At 63.4% G+C, this 18,931-nt stretch carries 22 protein-coding genes and 1 tRNA gene; 8 read left to right on the top strand and 15 right to left on the bottom strand.

Features of this window, described 5'->3' with window-relative positions; genetic code table 11:
- Positions 1–38 precede the first annotated feature (38 nt).
- Positions 39–115 (bottom strand) — tRNA-Met (locus EOA23_RS06215).
- Between the two features lie 253 nt (positions 116–368).
- Here EOA23_RS06215 and EOA23_RS06220 point away from each other — a divergent pair.
- Positions 369–1,334: a Gfo/Idh/MocA family oxidoreductase gene (locus tag EOA23_RS06220; protein ID WP_127303247.1), complete on the top strand. Its 966-nt coding sequence runs from the start codon at positions 369–371 to the stop codon at positions 1,332–1,334.
- A 29-nt stretch (positions 1,335–1,363) separates the two neighbouring features.
- Here EOA23_RS06220 and mnmA read toward each other — a convergent pair whose 3' ends face one another.
- The gene (mnmA, locus tag EOA23_RS06225; RefSeq protein WP_127303248.1) at positions 1,364–2,554 is read right to left on the bottom strand and encodes a tRNA 2-thiouridine(34) synthase MnmA; all 1,191 of its coding nucleotides are present in this window, start codon (positions 2,552–2,554) and stop codon (positions 1,364–1,366) included.
- Positions 2,555–2,808: 254 nt separating this feature from the next.
- On the opposite strand from mnmA, the gene EOA23_RS06230 reads away from it, so the two are divergent.
- Positions 2,809–3,084, top strand: coding sequence for a DUF1153 domain-containing protein (locus EOA23_RS06230; protein WP_006203587.1), 276 nt, complete (start codon positions 2,809–2,811; stop codon positions 3,082–3,084).
- A gap of 61 nt (positions 3,085–3,145) precedes the next feature.
- Here EOA23_RS06230 and EOA23_RS06235 read toward each other — a convergent pair whose 3' ends face one another.
- Positions 3,146–4,072 carry an NADP-dependent oxidoreductase gene (locus EOA23_RS06235; protein ID WP_127303249.1) on the bottom strand — a complete coding sequence of 309 codons (927 nt, stop codon included), beginning with the start codon at positions 4,070–4,072 and terminating at the stop codon, positions 3,146–3,148.
- Positions 4,073–4,163: 91 nt separating this feature from the next.
- Here EOA23_RS06235 and EOA23_RS06240 point away from each other — a divergent pair, with 91 nt between their 5' ends.
- Positions 4,164–4,562, top strand: a complete 399-nt coding sequence (locus EOA23_RS06240; RefSeq protein ID WP_126059675.1) for a helix-turn-helix domain-containing protein — start codon at positions 4,164–4,166, stop codon at positions 4,560–4,562.
- A gap of 103 nt (positions 4,563–4,665) precedes the next feature.
- On the opposite strand, the gene EOA23_RS06245 is transcribed toward EOA23_RS06240, so the two are convergent.
- The gene (locus EOA23_RS06245) at positions 4,666–5,043 is read right to left on the bottom strand and encodes a flagellar export protein FliJ (protein ID WP_127303271.1); all 378 of its coding nucleotides are present in this window, start codon (positions 5,041–5,043) and stop codon (positions 4,666–4,668) included.
- Positions 5,044–5,492: 449 nt separating this feature from the next.
- Here EOA23_RS06245 and ctrA point away from each other — a divergent pair, with 449 nt between their 5' ends.
- Complete coding sequence (ctrA, locus tag EOA23_RS06250; RefSeq protein WP_006203583.1) at positions 5,493–6,188, top strand: cell cycle two-component system response regulator CtrA; 696 nt, start codon at positions 5,493–5,495, stop codon at positions 6,186–6,188.
- Positions 6,189–6,256: 68 nt separating this feature from the next.
- Here ctrA and EOA23_RS06255 read toward each other — a convergent pair whose 3' ends face one another.
- Together EOA23_RS06255 and EOA23_RS06260 are read right to left on the bottom strand one after the other, a co-directional pair.
- Positions 6,257–6,625, bottom strand: coding sequence for a response regulator (locus EOA23_RS06255; RefSeq protein ID WP_126064597.1), 369 nt, complete (start codon positions 6,623–6,625; stop codon positions 6,257–6,259).
- A gap of 221 nt (positions 6,626–6,846) precedes the next feature.
- A complete protein-coding gene (locus EOA23_RS06260; protein ID WP_042640350.1) occupies positions 6,847–7,476 on the bottom strand; it encodes a histidine phosphotransferase family protein in 630 nt (209 codons plus the stop codon).
- 384 nt (positions 7,477–7,860) lie between these two features.
- Between EOA23_RS06260 and EOA23_RS06265 the strand changes: the two genes are divergently transcribed.
- Together EOA23_RS06265 and EOA23_RS06270 are read left to right on the top strand one after the other, a co-directional pair.
- Positions 7,861–8,397 carry an EipA family protein gene (locus EOA23_RS06265; RefSeq protein ID WP_245463440.1) on the top strand — a complete coding sequence of 179 codons (537 nt, stop codon included), beginning with the start codon at positions 7,861–7,863 and terminating at the stop codon, positions 8,395–8,397.
- A 134-nt stretch (positions 8,398–8,531) separates the two neighbouring features.
- The gene (locus EOA23_RS06270) at positions 8,532–9,674 is read left to right on the top strand and encodes a hypothetical protein (RefSeq protein ID WP_127303250.1); all 1,143 of its coding nucleotides are present in this window, start codon (positions 8,532–8,534) and stop codon (positions 9,672–9,674) included.
- Between the two features lie 41 nt (positions 9,675–9,715).
- On the opposite strand, the gene EOA23_RS06275 is transcribed toward EOA23_RS06270, so the two are convergent.
- The 6 genes from EOA23_RS06275 to EOA23_RS06300 form a co-directional block, all read right to left on the bottom strand.
- A complete protein-coding gene (locus EOA23_RS06275; RefSeq protein WP_127303251.1) occupies positions 9,716–10,513 on the bottom strand; it encodes an RNA methyltransferase in 798 nt (265 codons plus the stop codon).
- A 52-nt stretch (positions 10,514–10,565) separates the two neighbouring features.
- Positions 10,566–10,904 carry a metalloregulator ArsR/SmtB family transcription factor gene (locus tag EOA23_RS06280; protein WP_126059678.1) on the bottom strand — a complete coding sequence of 113 codons (339 nt, stop codon included), beginning with the start codon at positions 10,902–10,904 and terminating at the stop codon, positions 10,566–10,568.
- A 155-nt stretch (positions 10,905–11,059) separates the two neighbouring features.
- A complete protein-coding gene (locus tag EOA23_RS06285) occupies positions 11,060–11,830 on the bottom strand; it encodes a HugZ family protein (RefSeq protein WP_127303252.1) in 771 nt (256 codons plus the stop codon).
- Positions 11,831–11,866: 36 nt separating this feature from the next.
- Positions 11,867–13,054 carry a CaiB/BaiF CoA-transferase family protein gene (locus EOA23_RS06290; protein ID WP_127303253.1) on the bottom strand — a complete coding sequence of 396 codons (1,188 nt, stop codon included), beginning with the start codon at positions 13,052–13,054 and terminating at the stop codon, positions 11,867–11,869.
- A 4-nt stretch (positions 13,055–13,058) separates the two neighbouring features.
- Entirely contained in the window at positions 13,059–13,820 is a 762-nt protein-coding gene (locus EOA23_RS06295; protein WP_127303254.1) for a 3-hydroxyacyl-CoA dehydrogenase, read from the bottom strand.
- Between the two features lie 27 nt (positions 13,821–13,847).
- Positions 13,848–14,453, bottom strand: a complete 606-nt coding sequence (locus tag EOA23_RS06300) for an N-acetyltransferase (protein ID WP_127303255.1) — start codon at positions 14,451–14,453, stop codon at positions 13,848–13,850.
- 291 nt (positions 14,454–14,744) lie between these two features.
- Between EOA23_RS06300 and EOA23_RS06305 the strand changes: the two genes are divergently transcribed.
- Complete coding sequence (locus tag EOA23_RS06305; RefSeq protein WP_127303256.1) at positions 14,745–15,731, top strand: glutathione S-transferase family protein; 987 nt, start codon at positions 14,745–14,747, stop codon at positions 15,729–15,731.
- Here EOA23_RS06305 and EOA23_RS06310 read toward each other — a convergent pair whose 3' ends face one another.
- Positions 15,732–16,235 (bottom strand): NUDIX domain-containing protein, encoded by a 504-nt coding sequence (locus EOA23_RS06310; protein ID WP_126059684.1) that lies wholly within the window; start codon positions 16,233–16,235, stop codon positions 15,732–15,734.
- A gap of 170 nt (positions 16,236–16,405) precedes the next feature.
- Here EOA23_RS06310 and EOA23_RS06315 point away from each other — a divergent pair, with 170 nt between their 5' ends.
- Positions 16,406–17,338, top strand: a complete 933-nt coding sequence (locus EOA23_RS06315) for a metallophosphoesterase (RefSeq protein ID WP_127303257.1) — start codon at positions 16,406–16,408, stop codon at positions 17,336–17,338.
- On the opposite strand, the gene EOA23_RS06320 is transcribed toward EOA23_RS06315, so the two are convergent.
- Both EOA23_RS06320 and EOA23_RS06325 read right to left on the bottom strand, forming a co-directional pair.
- Entirely contained in the window at positions 17,328–17,945 is a 618-nt protein-coding gene (locus EOA23_RS06320) for a hypothetical protein (protein WP_127303258.1), read from the bottom strand. The two genes, EOA23_RS06315 and EOA23_RS06320, sit on opposite strands and share 11 nt — an antisense overlap.
- A 73-nt stretch (positions 17,946–18,018) precedes the next feature.
- A complete protein-coding gene (locus tag EOA23_RS06325; RefSeq protein WP_127303259.1) occupies positions 18,019–18,822 on the bottom strand; it encodes an alpha/beta fold hydrolase in 804 nt (267 codons plus the stop codon).
- Between the last annotated feature and the right edge of the window lie 109 nt (positions 18,823–18,931).

Here is an 18,931-nt window from a genome sequence, read left to right on the forward strand (position 1 = left end):
CTATGGTGCGGCCGTCGAACCCGATAGTGGGTTTGAAGTGGTAGCGGGAGAGGGACTTGAACCCCCGACCCCAGGATTATGATTCCCGTGCTCTAACCAACTGAGCTACCCCGCCAGGGTGGCAAATGGCCCGGAAAACCGTCCTGAATGGACGGGCGTCGCGAGGCGTTCGCCAAGGTCGCGCGGATATAAGGTTGGGAGGGTGAGCCTGTCAAGCTTGGATGATGCCGACACGCCCGGCATAATCCAGCCCGTATAATCTCGTCCCAGAAAAGCTTTGCCGGACAGACACTCAGGGCCTGTGCCGGGGTTGAGTTCGGCGGGGCACGTCGCTATGTCTCGGCAATGAAATTCTAGAGTTTGAACGAATGAAGCCGCGCATCGCCGTCCTCGGTTGCGGATACTGGGGCAGCAACCATATCCGCACCCTTAAGGCGCTTGGCGCGCTCTATGCCGTTTCCGACGTCAACCGCGCCCGCGCCGAAGGTTTCGCCAGCGAGCAGGACTGCATGGCGATCGAGCCGGACAGGCTGTTCGAGAGAAACGATATCGACGCTATCGTCATGGCGCTGCCGCCGCAATTCCATGCCGACACCGCCGTGCGGGCCGTCGAAAGCGGCAAGGACGTGCTGGTGGAGAAGCCTATCGCGCTGACGGTCGCCGATGCCGAGCGCGCGGTGAAGGCGGCCAAGGACAATGGCCGTGTCTTCATGGTCGGCCATGTGCTGCGGTTCCATCCGGCCTTCGAGACGCTGAAGGGACTGATCGACAATGGCGAGCTCGGCGAGGTGCGCTACATCCATTCGCACCGGCTCGGCCTCGGCAAGTTCCACACCGAGAACGACGCGCTCTGGGACCTTGCGCCGCACGATTTGTCGATGATCCTCGCCATCACCGGCACCGAGCCGATCGAGGTGAGGGGCGAGGGAGCGGCGCTGCTCGACAATCTCAGCGACTTCGCGCATCTGCATATGCGCTTCCCGAACGGCCTGCGCAGCCATCTCTTCGCCTCGCGCCTCAATCCCTATCGCGAGCGGCGGTTGACGGTGGTCGGCACCAAGGCGATGGCGGTGTTCGACGACGTCGAGCCCTGGGAGCGCAAGCTTGCCGTCTACCGCCACGCGGTCTGGCAGGACAGCGGCCAGTGGGCGTTCACGGCCAATGAGCCCTCCTACGTGCCGGTCGGAGAGGGCATGCCGCTGACGCGCGAGCTTGCCCATTTTATGCAATGCATCGAGACGCGCGCCGAGCCGCGCACCGACGGCGAGGAAGCGATCCGGGTGCTGCGCATCCTCACCGCCGGTACGGTGATCCATATGGGCTCGCCCGCCTGAACGGACTTGGCAGCTGACGGATACGAAGATTACTCGGCGGGAATCTGCGCCGGCCTTGCCGCAAGCCTGGACAGCATGGACTCGGCCTCGGCTCCACGCTCGGAACGCTCGATGAAACCGCCGCCGAACACCCGCGCCTCGTTGCCGTCGTCGGAATAGAGCACGCAGGCCTGCCCGGGTGCGATGCCGGACTCGCCGTCGGCCAGCTCGACCGACGTCACACCGTTGCGGTGATGCAGCACGGCCGGACGCGGCGGCCTGGTCGAGCGGACTTTTGCGAAGAGCTCGATGCCGCCTGCCGGTACGTCCGACAGCGGCCCGTCGCCAAGCCAGTTCATGGCGCGCAGATAGATCTTGTGCGTCTCCAGCGCCTCGCGCGGGCCGACGATGACGCGCGCCCGGTCGGCGTCGAGATGGACGACATAGAGCGGCTCGCCGGAGGCGATGCCGATGCCGCGGCGCTGGCCGATCGTGTAGCGCAAGATGCCTTCGTGGCGGCCGAGCACGCGGCCATCGATATGGACGATGTCGCCTGGGTTGGCGGCCGCGGGCTTCAGCTTGGCGATGATGTCGGAATATCTGCCCTGCGGCACGAAACAGATGTCCTGGCTGTCCTGCTTGGCGGCGACGGTCAGCCCCATCTCCTCGGCAATGGCGCGGACCTGCGGCTTGGACAGGCCGCCGAGGGGAAACCGCAGATAATCGATCTGCGCCTGCGTGGTGGCGAACAGGAAATAGCTCTGGTCGCGGTCGGCGTCGACCGGCCGGTAGAGCGCCCGATGCGCGCCGTTGGCGCGCGAGCGGATGTAGTGGCCGGTGGCCAAGGCGTCGGCGCCGAGATCCTGCGCGGTGGCCAGGAGGTCGGCGAACTTGACCGTCTGATTACACGATACGCAAGGGATCGGCGTCTCGCCGGCGACGTAGCTCTCGGCGAAGGGATCGATGACCGCCTTGCGGAAACGCTCCTCATAGTCGAGCACATAATGCGGAATGCCGAGCGTTTCGGAAACGCGGCGGGCGTCGTCTATGTCCTGGCCGGCGCAGCACGAACCGGCGCGATGGGTGGCGGCGCCGTGATCGTAGAGCTGCAGCGTCACGCCGACGACGTCATAGCCTTCGCGCTTCAGGATGCCCGCGACCACGGACGAATCGACACCGCCCGACATCGCGACGACGACGCGGGTTTCTTCTGGGCGGCGAGGGAGGTCGAGGCTGTTCATGGTGCTTTCACTGTGCGGCGCTCAATGCCAATGGCCGGAATATAGGTCAAGCGCCACGTCTGCGCCAGCTTGCGGCCCAGGACGAAATTACCGGCAATTTCAGGACCTGGAGGCCGGTGTTTCAAATTCTAAACGATATCCTAACCGGGCGTTCACGATCCTTACCTAGTGATTAGGGTTCGCTTAGGCAATTTTTAAAGCTGTGGCGGTACTGTGGCGGGGATTGGGTCTTTGAGTTTTTAGTAGAGAGTACGATGACCGATCTGGTTAGACCTAGAGTCAAGTATGTTATTGGGCCCGACGGCAGCCCTCTTACCATCGCCGATCTGCCGCCGACGAACACGCGGCGCTGGGTTATCCGGCGCAAGGCGGAAGTCGTCGCAGCGGTACGTGGCGGCCTGCTCAGCCTCGAGGAAGCCTGCCAGCGCTACAAGCTCACCACCGAAGAATTTCTATCCTGGCAGGCATCGATCGACGAATACGGCCTTGCCGGGCTGCGCACCACGCGGATCCAGCAATACCGGCACTAGGCTGGATAGACATTAACGAAAAGGGCGCGATGTTCCGCGCCCTTTTCGCTTTTGTAAAACCTCAGACCGTCAGCACAAGCTTGCCGATCGGCCGCGTGGCCAGAAAAGCATGTGCTGCTCCCGCCTGGTCGAGCGGGAAGGTCTTCGCCACATGGGGCGAGAGCTTGCTTGCATCCACCAGCCTGGCAAGCTCGACCAGGCCATCGCGGTCGGGCACCACGGACATGCGCTCGACGTGGATGCCGCGCGCGCCGGCCTTCGCCCTGGTGGCATCGTGAACATTGAGCAGCGAGACCAGAACGCCGCCGTCACGCAGAACTGCCAGCGATTGGTCGGCATGGTCGCCGCCGATCGGATCCAGAACCAGATCGACATTGCCGACTTTCCCCGTGAAATCATCCTTGGTGTAGTCGATCACCTCGTCGGCGCCGAGCGCGCGGACGAAATCGGTTTTGCCCGGGCTGGCCGTGGCGATGACATAGGCGCCGCGCGCCTTGGCGATCTGCACCGCCAGATGGCCGACGCCACCGGCACCGGCATGGATCAGCGCGCGTTGGCCCGCCTGAAGGTGGCCGTGGCGGATGAGGCCCTGCCAGGCCGTCAAGCCAGCGAGCGGCAAGGCCGCGGCATGCGCGTGGTCGATGGCCGCAGCCTTCGCGGCCAACTCGTCCGCCGGCGCCGCGGCAAGCTCGGCATAGGCTCCAGCCTGCTTGGGAAAGCGCGGCATGCCGAACACCTCATCGCCGACCTTGAAGACGGTCACGCCGGCGCCGAGCGCGGCGACGGTTCCTGAAATATCCCAGCCGAGAATGAAGGGCGGCTCGCCGAGCAGTGGGTAGGAACCGCTGCGCACGGCGCCGTCGACCGGGTTGATGCCCGCCGCCTTGACGCGCACGAGCACCTCGCCGGGCTTGGGCGCGGGGTCTGGCTGCTCTGCGACGAAAAGGACCTCCGGTCCGCCGACGGAAGTTTGGATAACGGCACGCATGAACGCCTCCTGTTCAAGTGGATGTGCCGCTATCTTTTGGATACTAATAGCTGATTGTCGAGTATGCACCTTTTTGATATATAGGTACCTTATGGATAGTGAGGACATTTCACCGCTCGGTTACGACGCATTCCGGCGCACCTGCCCGTCGCACACCGTGCTTGAGATGCTTGCCAGCAAGTGGGTCTATCTTACCGTCTGCGCACTGCGGCGCGGCAGGCTGCGCAATGGCGAGCTGGCACGCAAGATGGAAGGCATCACGCCCAAGATGCTGACCCAGACGCTGCGTGTGCTGGAGCGCGACGGTCTTGTGCGGCGCGAGGTGTTTCCCGTCATTCCGCCGCGCGTGGAGTATGAACTCACGGAGCTTGGCCAGAACCTGGCGGGGCTGCTCAGCCAGATACGCTCATGGGCCGAAGAGCATGCGCCGGAAATCAAGGAAGCCCGAGCCCGGGCATCGGCTGATCATGACGAGATGGCCGTGTCCTGAAGCAGGCGGCGAGGGCTGATTCGACCGGCTGGCGGTGCTGAAGCTGCCGGCGGCATGCCTCCGGCTCGACATGTCTGCCGCAATGACTGCAATATGCCGGCGATCAGCCGATCATGGCGCTGCGGCCGCCTATTTCGGCGTCGCGGACCTTTGTGTCGCGCGATTCCAGCATCTCCGCTTTGGAAAGCTCCGCTTCAGCTTCGCCGAGTAATGATTCGGCAGTGCTTCGCTGCTGGGCGAGGTCGCTTTGTGAATTCCTGAGGTTGTCGCGGCGAAGGCGGGCCGCTTTGGCGAAGGTCGGATAGGCGAAATGGTTGATGTCGGTGATGCCGGCTTTTTTCTCCTCGGCGATGATCTGCGCTTCCAGCTCGACGGCCATGCGTTCGAACTCGGCGATCATCATGTCCAACTGCAAGAGCTGCCGCCGCTTCTCATTCACCTGAAATTGCTTCAGCCGAACGAGGTTTTCACGTGACTTCATGATTCGATACTCCGCAAACGCACACCTGCAATACCGTCCAGTCCGCCCGGAACGATCCAAGCCCCGCCCGTTTCCCCCGGCTTTCCCTGGGCTATAGGAAACAAAGCCCTAAAGATTTTCGCCGGCGGTAACCATTCGTTTACGGGCATTGTTAATCATACGGGCGAGGACTTAAGGCCGGGTAAAAATTCCGGCTCTCGGCGGAAGCCCGGGCCAGCGAGTCTCTGGAGTCACTTAGGCTGACTTTTTGATGTGGTGCATTAGCGGTTTGCGTCTGTGATTCGTTATTAGATTCAAGTGGGTGTAGAAAGGGGTTAAAAAATCTGGTATCGTGGATGACACGAAATTAGGATTTGTTAACCAGTCGGTGGCACCTTCTGTTCAGGCAATCACTGCTCCGGGTCCCGGACGGGTCGTGACACGGCCCGGCAGCAGAAAAGGGGAATGAAATGCGTGTTCTGCTGATTGAAGATGACAGTGCAACCGCACAGAGCATCGAATTGATGCTGAAATCGGAGAGCTTCAACGTCTATACGACCGATCTCGGCGAAGAAGGTGTCGACCTCGGCAAGCTCTACGATTACGACATCATCCTTCTGGATCTCAATCTTCCCGACATGTCGGGATACGAAGTCCTGCGCACGCTGCGCCTCTCCAAGGTCAAGACGCCGATCCTGATCCTGTCCGGCATGGCCGGTATCGAGGACAAGGTGCGCGGCCTCGGCTTCGGCGCCGACGATTATATGACCAAGCCGTTCCACAAGGACGAACTGGTGGCGCGCATCCACGCCATCGTGCGCCGCTCCAAGGGCCACGCCCAGTCGGTCATCACCACGGGCGACCTGGTGGTCAATCTCGACGCCAAGACGGTCGAGGTCGGCGGTCAGCGCGTGCACCTGACCGGCAAGGAATATCAGATGCTGGAGCTGCTCTCGCTGCGCAAGGGCACCACGCTCACCAAGGAAATGTTCCTCAACCATCTTTACGGCGGCATGGACGAGCCGGAGCTGAAGATCATCGACGTCTTCATCTGCAAGCTGCGCAAGAAGCTCGACGCGGCATCCGGCGGCCAGAACTACATTGAGACGGTGTGGGGCCGCGGCTATGTGCTGCGCGAACCGGAAGATATCCGCGTCAGCGCGTAAGCGATCCAAACGGTTTCAAGCAAAAATCCCGGCTCAGCCGGGTTTTTTGTTGGCCCGCTCCCTGCGAATCAGGCGGCGATCTTCAGGAAGCGGAAGCTTTCGAGCAGTTGCGCGCGGTTGAAGGGCTTCAGGAGATAACCTTGAGCGCCGGCGCGCTTGGCGCGCATGATCGCGGCCACATCGACCTCGACCAGCGAGACCAGGATCTGGGGCTTGATGGGAGCTTCCATAGCGCGGATGCGGCGAATAAGGTCCACCGCCTGGACGTCGGTCAGCCCGCCGTCGATGACAATGACGTCCGGCATGCCGTCGGCGCAGATTTCGGTAGCCTCGACCCCGGTCGACGCCTCGACGACGATGATGTCCGAGCCGCCAAGAATACGTTTTGCGACCTTCCTGATGACGCTCGAATCATCGACGAAAAGGCAGCGCTTCATGTCCGGATCCTCTTTGCCATCTGCCGAACCGGCAGCCTCCGGGTAACCGGTGAGCACCATAGGCCAATCTGGTAAAGAAGCTGAAAAGCCGTTAGGTAAAGTTTTTCCAAACAGGGCGTGGCGCGGTTTTTGGCCACGACGCTGTTACATGGATCGCGGCCGGCATTGCTCGATCTGCGCTGCCAATCCAAATATTAGCAATAGAAGATACTTGTAGTTTCTTAGGCAGCGGTCAGCACGATTTCTTCGGGGGTCGCGTGGATCGAGATCGTCATGTTGGCCTCGCGCGCCAGGAGCAGCGTGTAGTAAGGCTGGACCGAGTGGGCGTCGATCGGCTCCTCCGGCTTATGCCCGGAATGCAGTTCGAGGAATTTCGGCGGCACGCGCAGCATCGGTCCACTGGCCGACAGCGAAAAGCGCGGTTCGGTTTCGAGATTTTCCAGCGTGATCACCAGCTTGCCGCCGCGGGGGATCGCCGCATGGGCGACAAGAATGAGGTTGAGCAGCAGCTTGACCTTGTTCTTGGGCAGCAGCGCGCGCGAGCCGTTCCACACAAGTTCCGGTTTTTCGTTCTTCAAGAAGGCGATGGCCACGGCCTCGGCATCACCGGTGTCGATCATCATGCCGGCGGAACCTGCGGCGCCGAAGGCGATGCGGGCAAACTGCAGCCGCGCCGAGGCGTTTTTGGCGCTCTGGCGAATGAGCTTCATGGCGTCTTCGTCGGCGCCGCCTTCGTCGAGCAGCTCCAGGCCATTGTTGATCGCGCCGACCGGCGAAATGATGTCGTGGCAGACGCGGCTGCAAAGCAGCGCCGCGAGATCGGGCGCGGAAAGAGTGAAGAGCTCGGCCATCGGTGAAATCCCTGCTTCAAGTCACTTGTTCATGGCCGAGCGACCGTTTTCGCGCCCGCCTACACGAATCACGCGCCTTTCCAAGGCTTTCTGAATACACAGCGCCTGAGCGCGCAGCAACAAATCCAAATTGCTGAGCCTGAAAATGGTGCGTTCACGGGGGGAAAACCGGTGGTCGGGGCCAAAGCTCAGCCTTCGAACCGCCATCTTCGTGTCGGAGCTTAATGGTTGAAAAAGGATTACGGCATAGTTTGCCCGTGATAGCCACCCTGAACGGCCGCCAAGAGCCGCAAGGGTGCGAGGCGTCGGCGAAAGTGCTCCCTGACGGAGATTGGAAGCATGTTTTCCCGATACTACGACCGGACATTCGTCCGTGTCCTCACCATGACCATCACACTCCTGGGGGCTTTGGTCCTTTCGACCGCGGCATCGCGGGCTCAACAGTACACCGCTCAGGAAATCATCGATTCCGGTCATAAATTCTTCGGCGAGACATCCGGTGGCTTGGCCACGGTCGTCGAGAAGATATTCGCGTCCTACGGCCTGCCGAACGGCTACCTGCTGGGCGAGGAGGGATCAGGGGCCCTCATCGGCGGCCTGACCTATGGCGAGGGGACGCTCTACACCAAGAACGCCGGCGACCATAAGGTATTCTGGCAAGGGCCGTCGCTCGGCTGGGATTTCGGCGGCGAGGGCTCCCGGGTGATGATGCTGGTTTACAACCTCGACGACATCAGCAGCCTCTACAACCGCTTCGGCGGCGTTGCGGGCTCCGCCTATGTCATTGCGGGCGTCGGCTTCAACGTGCTGCAGAGCAATCGGGTGCTGCTGGTGCCGATCCGCACCGGCGTCGGCGCCCGCCTCGGGGTCAATCTCGGCTATCTGAAGCTCACCGAAAGGCCGACCTGGAACCCGTTCTGATCGGGTTCTGCCCGTTACAATCGCTCGGACCGTGCGGATCACGCCGCGGCAAGCTCTTGCCGCGGCGTTGAATTTCCGCCATGCCAAGGTGGCACAATCCAGCGATTGCCGCTCCGCAAAGTGGATAGCTCGCCTTGGTCCAGTCGGTTCTGTTCTTCGCACTCGGTTTCCTGAGCGCCGTTTTCCTGGTGTCGCTGATCGCGCCGGCGGTCTGGCGGCGGGCCGTCGTGCTGACGCGCAGACGCCTGGAGGCGTCGCTGCCGCTGACGCAAGCCGAGATCCAGGCGGACAAGGACCGGGTCCGGGCGGAATATGCAATGACGACGCGCCGGCTGGAGATAACCGTCAAGAACCTGCAGGAGAAGGTGGCCGAGCAACTGGTGGAGATCGCTCGCGGGCACGAGGCTCTGAAGGGGCTCGCGGTCGAAAAGAAGGACAAGGACCAGGCGCTCTCCGATTTGCAGGCCAAAAATGCGGAGCTCAAGCAGCGCGAGGAAGATTTGCACCGCCTGTCGGAAAAGCTTGCGCAGGCCGAGCGGGCGTTGGAGAAGCGCGCGCTGGAGCTGCAGAAGCTCGAGCAGATGTATGATGACGCCAGTTTCTCGTCCTCGAACCGCCAGATCGAGCTGGTTGCCCGCGAATCCGAGCTGGAAAAGCTCGCCAGCGACATCGCGTTGCTCAAGAGCCAGCGCAAGGAGGCGGACCGCCACAGCCAGGAAATCGCATCGGAAAGCAAGGCTGCGCGCGAAGCGTTGAAGGCCGAGAAGAAGAAAACGGCCGAGCTCGAGAAGAAGGTGGAGCGACTGCTCGCCACGCTCGCCGACCGTGAGGAGAAGCTCGACCGGCGCGAGAAGGACCTTGCTCGAATGCGCGAACGTTCGAAGGAGATCGCCGTGGCAAACGGCGTCGCGCGGCTGACCGCCGGGCCGGATGCGAAAAGCGACGATGTCGACAAGGCGATCGCCAAGCTCGAGGCCGACCGGGAACGGCTGGAGGCAAGGCTGACGGCGCTGGCGCGTGAGAACAAGCGGCTGAAAAGCGATCTCGCCGACTCGGGGACGGCAGTGCCGGAATCGGCGGGCGACGCACGCTCCGGCGCCGGCCTTCGCGAACAGATGAACGAGCTGGCGGCTGAGGTCGTCAATCTGACGATGAAGCTCGAAGGGCCGGATTCCCCTATCGCCAAGGCCCTGGCGAGTGACGGGCAGCAGAATGGGCGCGGCATCAGCCTTGCCGACCGCGTGAGGGCGTTGCAGAAGTCCGGCTCGTCCAACTGAAGAGACGATCGCGGGGCGCCCTCGGATCGTTCCGCGGACTGCTACCGGTTTGAAAAGTGATGTAAGGCGATGGCCGAAGCTGCCGCGACGTTCAGGCTGTCGAAGTCTTCCGCCATGGCGATCCTTACCGTGTGCAGTCTGGCAAGCAGCTCTTGTGGCAGGCCTTCGCCTTCAGTGCCGAGATAGAGCGCCAGCCTCGATGGCCGCTCCGCATCGCGGATGTCGGTTGATCCGCTCGGCGAGAGCGCGAATTGGCTGAAGCCAAGCCGGTCGAGCGTCGCGGTGAAGGCTGCGGTATCGTTGAAGGACGCGAAGGGAACCTTCAGCGCCGCGCCGACGGAAACGCGGATCGCCTTGCGGTAAAGCGGATCGCAGCAGGTCCGGTCCAGCAGCACCGCGTCCGCGCCGAAGGCTGCGGCATTGCGGAAGATCGCCCCCATATTGTCGTGATTGGAGATGCCGACCAGGACGACGGCCAAGGCTTGCCGAGGCAAGTCTTGCACCAGAAGTTCGGCGGGCGCCGCATCGCCGCGCATGCCGATCGCCAGGACGCCGCGATGCATGTGGAAGCCGGCGATCCGGTCCATGACCTCGCCGGCCGCGACATAGACCGGGAAATCCGAAGGCGCCTTGTGCAGGATCGCCTGCAGGCCCGCCAGCCGGTTTTCGAGGATAAGAGCCGACTCGGCAGTGAAGCGCCCTGTCGACAGCAAGAGGTCCAGCACCACCTTGCCTTCGGCGACGAAGCGGCCCTGCCTACCGACCAGGTCGCGCTCGCGAATGTGGAGATAGGCGGCGACGCGCGGATCTCCAGGATCGTCGATCGGGATGATGTTCATACAGGCCTCGTCGAGGATGGTCAGCGAGGTAATGAGCCACTGGCGCTGCGGGTCAAGCCCCGGCGCGACGCAACCGATAGGCCATCTGCGAAAGATCGCCGTCGCCGAAAATGCCTTCCAGCATACGCAGCAATTCGCGCACCGCTTCGGATTTGCAGGAATAGTAGATCATCTGGCGGTCGCGCCGGGTCTCGACGAGATCGAGCGCCCTCAGCTTGGCGAGATGCTGCGACAGCGCGGACTGGCTGAGTTGCACCTTTTCGGCGATGGCGCCGACCGACATTTCGTCGTCGATCAGATGGGCCACGATCAGCAAACGCTTTTCGTTACCCATGAGAGTGAGAAAGGCGGCGGCCGATTCCGCATTGGCCATTAGTTTGTTTGAGATCATAGATCCCCCAAGGGTCCTGGCTCATCCTGGCGCCAGGGGGCAATGGCGCCTGATTCCACAATGTTCAGATGTCGATAGGCGCTGAATCAGCGCCACAACAAAGGTAGATCATTTCGTTTAAATCTCAAGCGTTGCTTTCGCTGGCGCGCGATCAACTATCGCTCTTGCTCTGCCGCGCGTCCCGTCTTCGCCATCTCGACGAGCACCGAACGCAATTCGCGCGCGGCTTGCAAAGGCTGGGGAAAGAAGATCCTGCAGGTTGCGTCCGGGGCGGCGAGATCCATGCCGTCGGCATCGAAGCCGGTAGCCATCCAGCCGTCGCCCGCGGCGCCGCCGAAGTGACGAGCATAAAGGGCAATCGCGTCGCGATGATCGGCATTCATGTGATCGAGTGCCGCCTGCTCGCTGCCGGCCAGTTCCTCCGCAAGGGCGCTGCCGGTGATGAAATCATCGCGCTCGAGAAGATAGGCCTTGCCGAAGCCGCCATTCAGGCTGGCGCGGCCAGGCTCGAGCCGGAAGAACGAGAAATCGCCGAGCCCGGCATAAAGCTTGGCCTTCGGATTGCGATTGAGGTAGCGGCGTTCGGCTCGGATCTGGTCGGCCGATCCCCGCTCCAGCCGCACGGCCCGGCAGGCCAGGCTGATGCGCGGATGCGCCAGTGGATCGCCCTTTCCGGGTTCGCCAAGCAGCAGCGAGCAGCGCGGATCGGCGACAAGCGCACCGGTGTGCGCGGACAGCATCGAGACCAGGATCAGCGGCGCGCCGTCGATGTCGGTGGCGACGCCGACCCGGCTCGCCAGCGGCGAGCCGGTGCCGGGCTCGATAACCGCGAGCGCACCGAAACGCGCCGACCGGATCAGGGTTTTCGCCAGCCTGATCGCTTCGGCGTCGGTCTCGCGAATGACATCTTTTTTCCGTTCGGTCACAAGCTCACCTGAGATAAGTTGATTTCTATTCTCCGGTTATCGGCCGAGTACACCCGCCTTTGCAAGGGCCGCGATTTCCTCCTGGCTCAAGCCAAGACGGGTCAATATGCTTGCGCTCTCGCGATCGGCGGCGGCCGGTGCTGCCGCAGCCGCTGCCGGGTCCTGCGAGAAACGCGGGGCCGGCGCGGGGCGCTCGAACCCGCCAGACGTCACAAAGCTTTGCCTGGCGCGATTGTGCGGGTGGTTCCTGGCTTCGATCAGCGACAGCACGGGCGCGACACACGCATCGGACGTAGCGAAAAGCTCGGCCCACTCGTCACGCGTTTTCTCCCTGACCCGCTCGGCAATGGCGGCGCGCATCGTGGGCCACGACGATTTGTCATATTGGCTGCCGACAAAATGCGCGGCGAGCGGCAGCAGCTTGGCGAATTCGCCGAAGAAACGCGGTTCGAGGCAGCCGACGGCAATGTGCCTTGCGTCCGCCGTCTCATAGGTGTCGTAAAACGGTGCGCCGGAATCGAGCAGGTTCTCGCCGCGCCTGTCGCTCCACAGGCCCGCCGCCATGTAAGCGTGGATCGGCGCGGCGAGCATTGAGGCCCCCTCGATCATCGAAGCGTCGACCACCTGACCCTTTCCGGTCAGCGAACGCTGGAAAAGGGCGGCGAGCGCGCCGGCGATCAGCATCATCGCGCCGCCGCCTTGATCCGCGACGAGATTGAGCGGCGGCACCGGCGGCGTGTCCTTCCTGCCGATCGCGTGCAGCAGGCCCGCATAAGCGAGATAGGTGATGTCGTGCCCGGCTCGCCCGGACAGTGGCCCGTCCTGGCCGAAACCGGTCAGGCGGCCATAGATCAGCGCCGGATTGTGTTGGAGCAGGATATCGGGCCCTAGGCCGAGACGCTCCATCACACCGGGGCGGAATCCTTCGACAAGCAAGTCGGCCCATGCCGCGAGCCGAAGCAACAGCTCCGTGCCCGCCGGACGCTTGAGATCGAGCTTGAGGATGGAACGGCCGTGGCGGTCGAGGTCGTATTCTTCCGGCAGGTTCAGAAGCGGCTGGCCGGCATCGGCGCGTTCGATGCGCAGCACGTCGGCGCCCATCTCGGCTAGCATCATGGCGGCAAGCGGCACCGGGCCGAGCCCGGCCATCTCGATGACTTTCAGACCGGCAAGCGGGCCTGTCCTTTCGGTGGAAACACCGGCACCTGTCGGCGATCCGGTCATCCCGCTATTTCGGCGCCATGCGGATTGCGCCATCGAGGCGGATGGTCTCGCCGTTCAGCATCTGGTTCTCGATGATGTGGAGGGCAAGAGCGGCATATTCCGCCGGCTCGCCCAGCCGCGGCGGGAAGGGCACGGCGGCGCCGAGTGAATCCTGCACGTCCTGCGGCATGCCGGCCATCATCGGCGTCTTGAAGATGCCGGGCGCGATGGTGCAGACGCGAATGCCGGAGCGCGCCAGATCGCGCGCGACCGGCAGCGTCATGCCGACGACGCCGCTCTTGGAAGCGGAATAGGCGGCTTGCCCGATCTGGCCGTCATAGGCGGCAACGGAGGCGGTGTTGACGATGACGCCGCGCTCGCCCCCGGCAAGCGGATCGAGCTTCGCCGCCCGATCGGCAACGAGGCGGATCATGTTGAACGTGCCGATCAGGTTGATCTCGATAACCTTGCGGTACTGGTCGAGCGGATGCGGTCCGTCCTTGCTGATCGTCTTCACGCCGATGGCGATGCCGGCGCAATTGACCAGGATGCGCGGTTCACCGAGCTTTCCAGCCGCCTCGGCGATCGCGGCCGTAGCGCTGTCGCCGCTAGAGACGTCGCATTGGACGGCAATGCCGCCGATGTCGGCCGCGACCTTCGCCGCGCGCTCGATGCCGACATCGAGGATGGCGACGCGGGCGCCCTTGTCGGCAAGCGCGCGCGCCGTCGCCTCTCCCAGCCCGGATCCTCCGCCGGTGACGATCGCGATCTGGCCGTTCGGGTTCATGCAAGCCTCCCAGGATTCCGGATTATGCTACGAGGCGCGCAGGGGAGGCGCAACCGCAATGGCCGGCTCGATCGAAAGCGACGCGCTTGCTGCCGGACGGGCCAGGGCCGGGGCAAACTCCGCGACCCTTGCCATGTTGGCGTGGCAAACCTCACCGGCAAAGCGGGCGACGGCGCCCGGCTTGATCTCGTGATGCAGCAGCCGGTCGAGATCGACCGGGCGCGGCATGGCGATCTGCCCGCGCGGGAAGCGCTTGAAGCCGAGCGGCCCATAATACGGCTCGTCGCCGACCAGGATGACGGCAGGCGCGCCGGCCTTCCTGGCCGCTTCCAGCGCGATCGCGACCAGCTTGCGGCCGATGCCAAGATTCTTGAAGGCGGGGCGCACCGCAAGCGGGCCGAGCATCATGGCGCGTCCCGCGCCCGCGGCCACGCGCGTCATGCGCACCGACGCGATGACCGCGTCGTCCTTGACGGCGACATAGGACATCAAGCGGTCATGCCCGCCCGACTCGCGGATCTTGTAGGCGGCAAGCACGAAGCGGCCCGGGCCGAAGGCCTCGTCGTTGATGGCTTCGATTTCAGCATCATGGGCCGGGGTTTCCGGCAAGTATTTCACGTCGGCAAGGCTCATGGTCTTTGCGTTCCGGTATGCGAGGAAGGTTTGCTGCAAGCGGCAGCGTTCGCCAGTCAGCGCTTTGTTAAGCGCGGGCGCCCTTTCGTCGTCGGTCGAACCGGATCGAGGCAAAGTCGAACATGGGCGCCTCCGCTAGCACCAATTTTGTGCCGCTGCAATCGGCGCTTTTTGTCTTTCTTTGTGTCATTCGAAGAACTGGTTCGTCATTTGACGAACCGTTCAGCGTCGAAGGGCTTCGCCAACTCGGTTATCGGCCTAGATTGTTGCGAACCGCAGGGAGATTTCCGCATGGGATTGCTGATCGAAGGCAAATGGCAGGACCGCCCGTTCGAGACCGACAGCGGCGGACGGTTCATACGCAGAGAGTCGCAATGGCGCGACTGGATCACGCGTGACGGCAGTCCGGCGCAGGGCCGCAGGCGGGGCTTCAAGGCGGAGCCCGGCCGCTATCATCTCTATGTCTCGCTCGCCTGCCCTTGGGCGCATCGCACCTTGATCTTCCGTGCCCTGAAGAAGCTCGACGGCATCATCTCGGTGTCGGTGGTGCACCACTTCATGGGCGAAAACGGCTGGACCTTCAAAGCCGAGGACGGCGCCACGGGCGACACGCTCTACGGCCTCGATTTCCTGCACCAGATCTACACCAGGGCCGATCCGGCCTATTCCGGCCGCGTGACGGTACCGGTGCTGTGGGACAAGCAGCAACAGACGATCGTCAACAACGAGTCCTCCGAAATCATCCGGATGCTCAACACCGCCTTCGACGAATGGGGCGATGCGGGTCTCGACTTCTATCCTGCGGCGCTGCGCGCGGAGATCGACAGGATCAATGCGCAGGTCTACCCGGCAATCAACAACGGCGTTTATCGCGCCGGCTTCGCCACCACGCAGGAAGCCTATGAGGAAGCTTTCGGCGAATTGTTCCAAGCGCTCGACACGATCGAGGAGAGGCTGTCGCGACAGCGCTATCTGGCCGGCGAACACATCACCGAGGCCGATTGGCGGCTGTTCACGACGCTGGTTCGTTTCGATCCGGTCTATGTCGGCCACTTCAAATGCAACCTGCGCCGCATCGCCGACTACCCGAACCTGACGAACTATCTGCGCGATCTCTATCAGGTGCCCGGCGTGTCGGGCACGGTCAACCTTCACCACATCAAGTCGCATTATTACGGCAGCCACAGGTCGATCAATCCGACGGGAGTTGTCCCGGTGGGACCAGAGCTCGATTATGCGGTCGCGCATGACCGGGGCAGGTTCAGGAAAGCGGCGTGATTACCAGTAGGGTGAGATGCGCTCCCCGCCAAATATCTCGGCCATCCTTCGGAGCGTCGCCGGGGTCGTGCCCTCCGGCAAGCGGTCGAGCGGGAAGAAGCCGGCCTCGGCGATCTCATGGTCGGGCAGTTTCGGCGCGGTCTGGCTGAACGCTTCGATTAGATAAAGGCCGACATGGTCGCGCTTGCTGGAGCGCCGGTTGAAATGCATCGACCTCAGCACCGGCGGCGCGAGCAGCGCGATGTTGCCTTCCTCGGCCAGCTCGCGCGTCAACGCTTCCTCGAGCGTCTCGCCGGACTCGACGCCGCCGCCGGGCAACTGCCAGCCGGGAACATAGGTGTGGCGGATCAGGAAGACGGCGTTGGAGGCACGTTCGTAGACCAGGCCGCGCACGCCGAGCGTCATCGGGCGGCGCAACAGAAAGTAAAAATGGAAGAATCTGGCCCGCAGCCCCGGCCAGCCGGTCTGGCGGAAGGCCTCCTCAATATCTGGCCGGTCGTTCATCGACCGATCCCCCAGCAGATGTTTGTGGGTTGCCCCACGAACATCTGCTGGGTCTTCTTCATTTTTCGCAGGGTCTGGCCGGAAAACCGTGGGACGCCTTTGCGAAGCCTGCTTGGGCGAACAGCAAAGGGTGAGTGGAAAGCCTCGCCGGCGTCGCTTAAGAAGGGGTCATGTTCAGGCTCGCGCATATTTCCGATGCTCATCTGGGACCGCTGCCCGATGTAACCTATCGCGACCTCGCGTCCAAGCGCGTGCTGGGCTATGTCAACTGGCAGCGCAACCGACGCCGCCATATGCATGATGCCGTCATCGACACAATCGTCGCCGACATCAAGGCGAACGCGCCGGACCATCTCGCCGTCACCGGAGACCTCGTCAACCTGGCGCTCGACGGCGAGATCGAGATGGCCAAGCACTGGCTGGAGACGCTCGGATCGCCGCACGACGTTTCCGTGGTCCCCGGCAATCACGATGCCTATGTGCCGGGCGCCTTCGACAAGGTCTGCCGGGCCTGGGCTCCCTGGATGACGGGCGACGGCGTCAACAGTCCGGTCGACCGCAATTCCTTTCCTTATCTGCGCGTGCGCGACAATGTCGCACTGATCGGCGTCACCACGGCGCGCGCCACCGCGCCCTTCATGGCCAACGGCTTCTTCATGGAAGGGCAGGCCGAACGGCTCGGCAAGGTGCTTGATGATACCGCGAAACAGGGACTCTTCCGGATCATCATGATCCACCACCCGCCGGTGCGCGGCGCAGTCCCGCAGCACAAGCGGCTGTTCGGCATTGCCCGGTTCCACAAGGTCGTCCGCCGGCATGGCGCGGAACTCGTCCTGCACGGCCACTCGCACCTGCCGTCCTTGTTCACCATCGGCCCACGCGGCGCCAAGGTGCCGGTGGTGGGGGTCGCCGCCGCCGGCCAGGCGCCGGGTGGCAAACATCCCGCGGCGCAGTACAACATGTTCGAAATCGGTGGCGAAAGGGGCAACTGGCGCCTGCGCCTGACCCGGCGCGGCCTGACCGGACCGGCCATGCCGCCGTCGGACCTCCAGACCATGGACCTCGACGTGCCGGCAGACGGGCGCCAGCTCGTCAGAAGCTGATCTTCATCTGCATGATGCGGTCCCAGAACAAGACCAGCGAAACCGCCAGGCCGACAAGGGCGCCGGCGGCGATCAGGCCGAGGCCGGCGAAGAAGGTCGTCCAGCCATTGCGGCCGGTTTCGGATCGGATGGGCGGCTCCGCTTCCTGGACCACGTGACGATGCAGGCCGGGAACGGCGCTTTCCATGCCGCCCTCCATCATGTGCTGCCGCTCGACGACACGTTCGGCCACGTAGCGCGTGACAGCGTCGGCGACGGCTTTCATCTCGGTCGATTCAGCCAGCACCACGCGGCCGACGCGCGTGTCCTTGAGGAAGCGGTAGGTTCGGCGGTCGCGTCCCATGGCGACGTGGCTCACCGCATCGATCCATAGCCGCGGCTGCAGGCCCGACGAGACGGCGAAGTCGAAGCTGTCCATGTCGGCCGGGACATCGGCAAAGACGGGGGCAAGCTCGGCTGCCAGCAGATCCAGCCGCATGCGGTGCGCCTCGCGCATGTCGACAACCACGTCATCGCGGTCGGCGAAGGCGTTCTTGACGTCGCGTATGGCATCCGAAAGCTTTCGCGATGGCTCGATGGGGGTGATTATGTCGCCTGCATCCTTCATGGCGGCTGTCTCGCTGTTGGTTAACAGCGAGTTAACACAATCGCCGGCAAAATGCACTGAATGATAGCGCCGGTCAGCTTGCTGCCGCCCCGTATACCGGTCGTTGTCGCCTGGCCCGCCGTCGCGTGTTGCGACGCACGATCTCGGCAACCAGGTCCGGAGCCTCCTCGACCAGCATGTGACCCGCGTCAAGGACATGGTGCAGATGGAAATGGGACGGCAGGGCCTCGGCTTGCTCGACAGGCAGGAGCGGATCCTCCGCTCCCCAAACAACCATCACCGGCATGTCGAGCGCATCGAGCTGCGCTCGAGGGATGACCCCTTGCCGCCCATCCCTGGTCATCGCGGCCGCCATATCGATCAAGGTCTGCAACTGGCCGGGCTGTTCGCGCATGAGGCAGAGCGCGTCCACCACGTGGTCAGGCGGCACGCTGCGCGGAGCCGACATGGCCGCAAGGCTGGCGCGGGTCTGCTTTCTGCCGGAAGCTGCCGCATAGCGGCGCAGCAGGGCTGCGTTGATCTCCGGGCCGAAGCCGCCGGGCGCCAACAGCGTGAGCGAAGCCACCCGGCCAGGATCGGCAAGCGCCATCAATGTCGCGATCGCGCCGCCCATGGAATGACCGACGAGATGGACCTTGCTCAGCTGGCGAGCGGCAAGATCGGCGAGAACAGCCCGCGCTGCCGTCTTTGCGCCGCCCGTGCCTTCGCATTGCAGCGAATGACCATGGCCCGGCAGATCGTAGGCCAATATTCTCGCCTCGGCCGCCAGCGGAGCCATGACGTCCCGCCAGATCTCACGGCAGGCTCCAAAGCCATGCAGAAAGACGATCGTCTTCGGACCAGCGCCGGCCTCGACGGCATAAGGGAGTGGAAGCATGAAAAAGGAGCGGTGAGCAGGCAGCAATCAGAAATTGTGGCTGAATTGCTCCCGATCCAGACCCGTGGCCAGTAAAATTTTCGCGACCGAAGCGGTCCGCCAGGCGCTC

Source organism: Mesorhizobium sp. M2A.F.Ca.ET.042.01.1.1 (assembly GCF_003997405.1).
GTDB lineage: Bacteria > Pseudomonadota > Alphaproteobacteria > Rhizobiales > Rhizobiaceae > Mesorhizobium.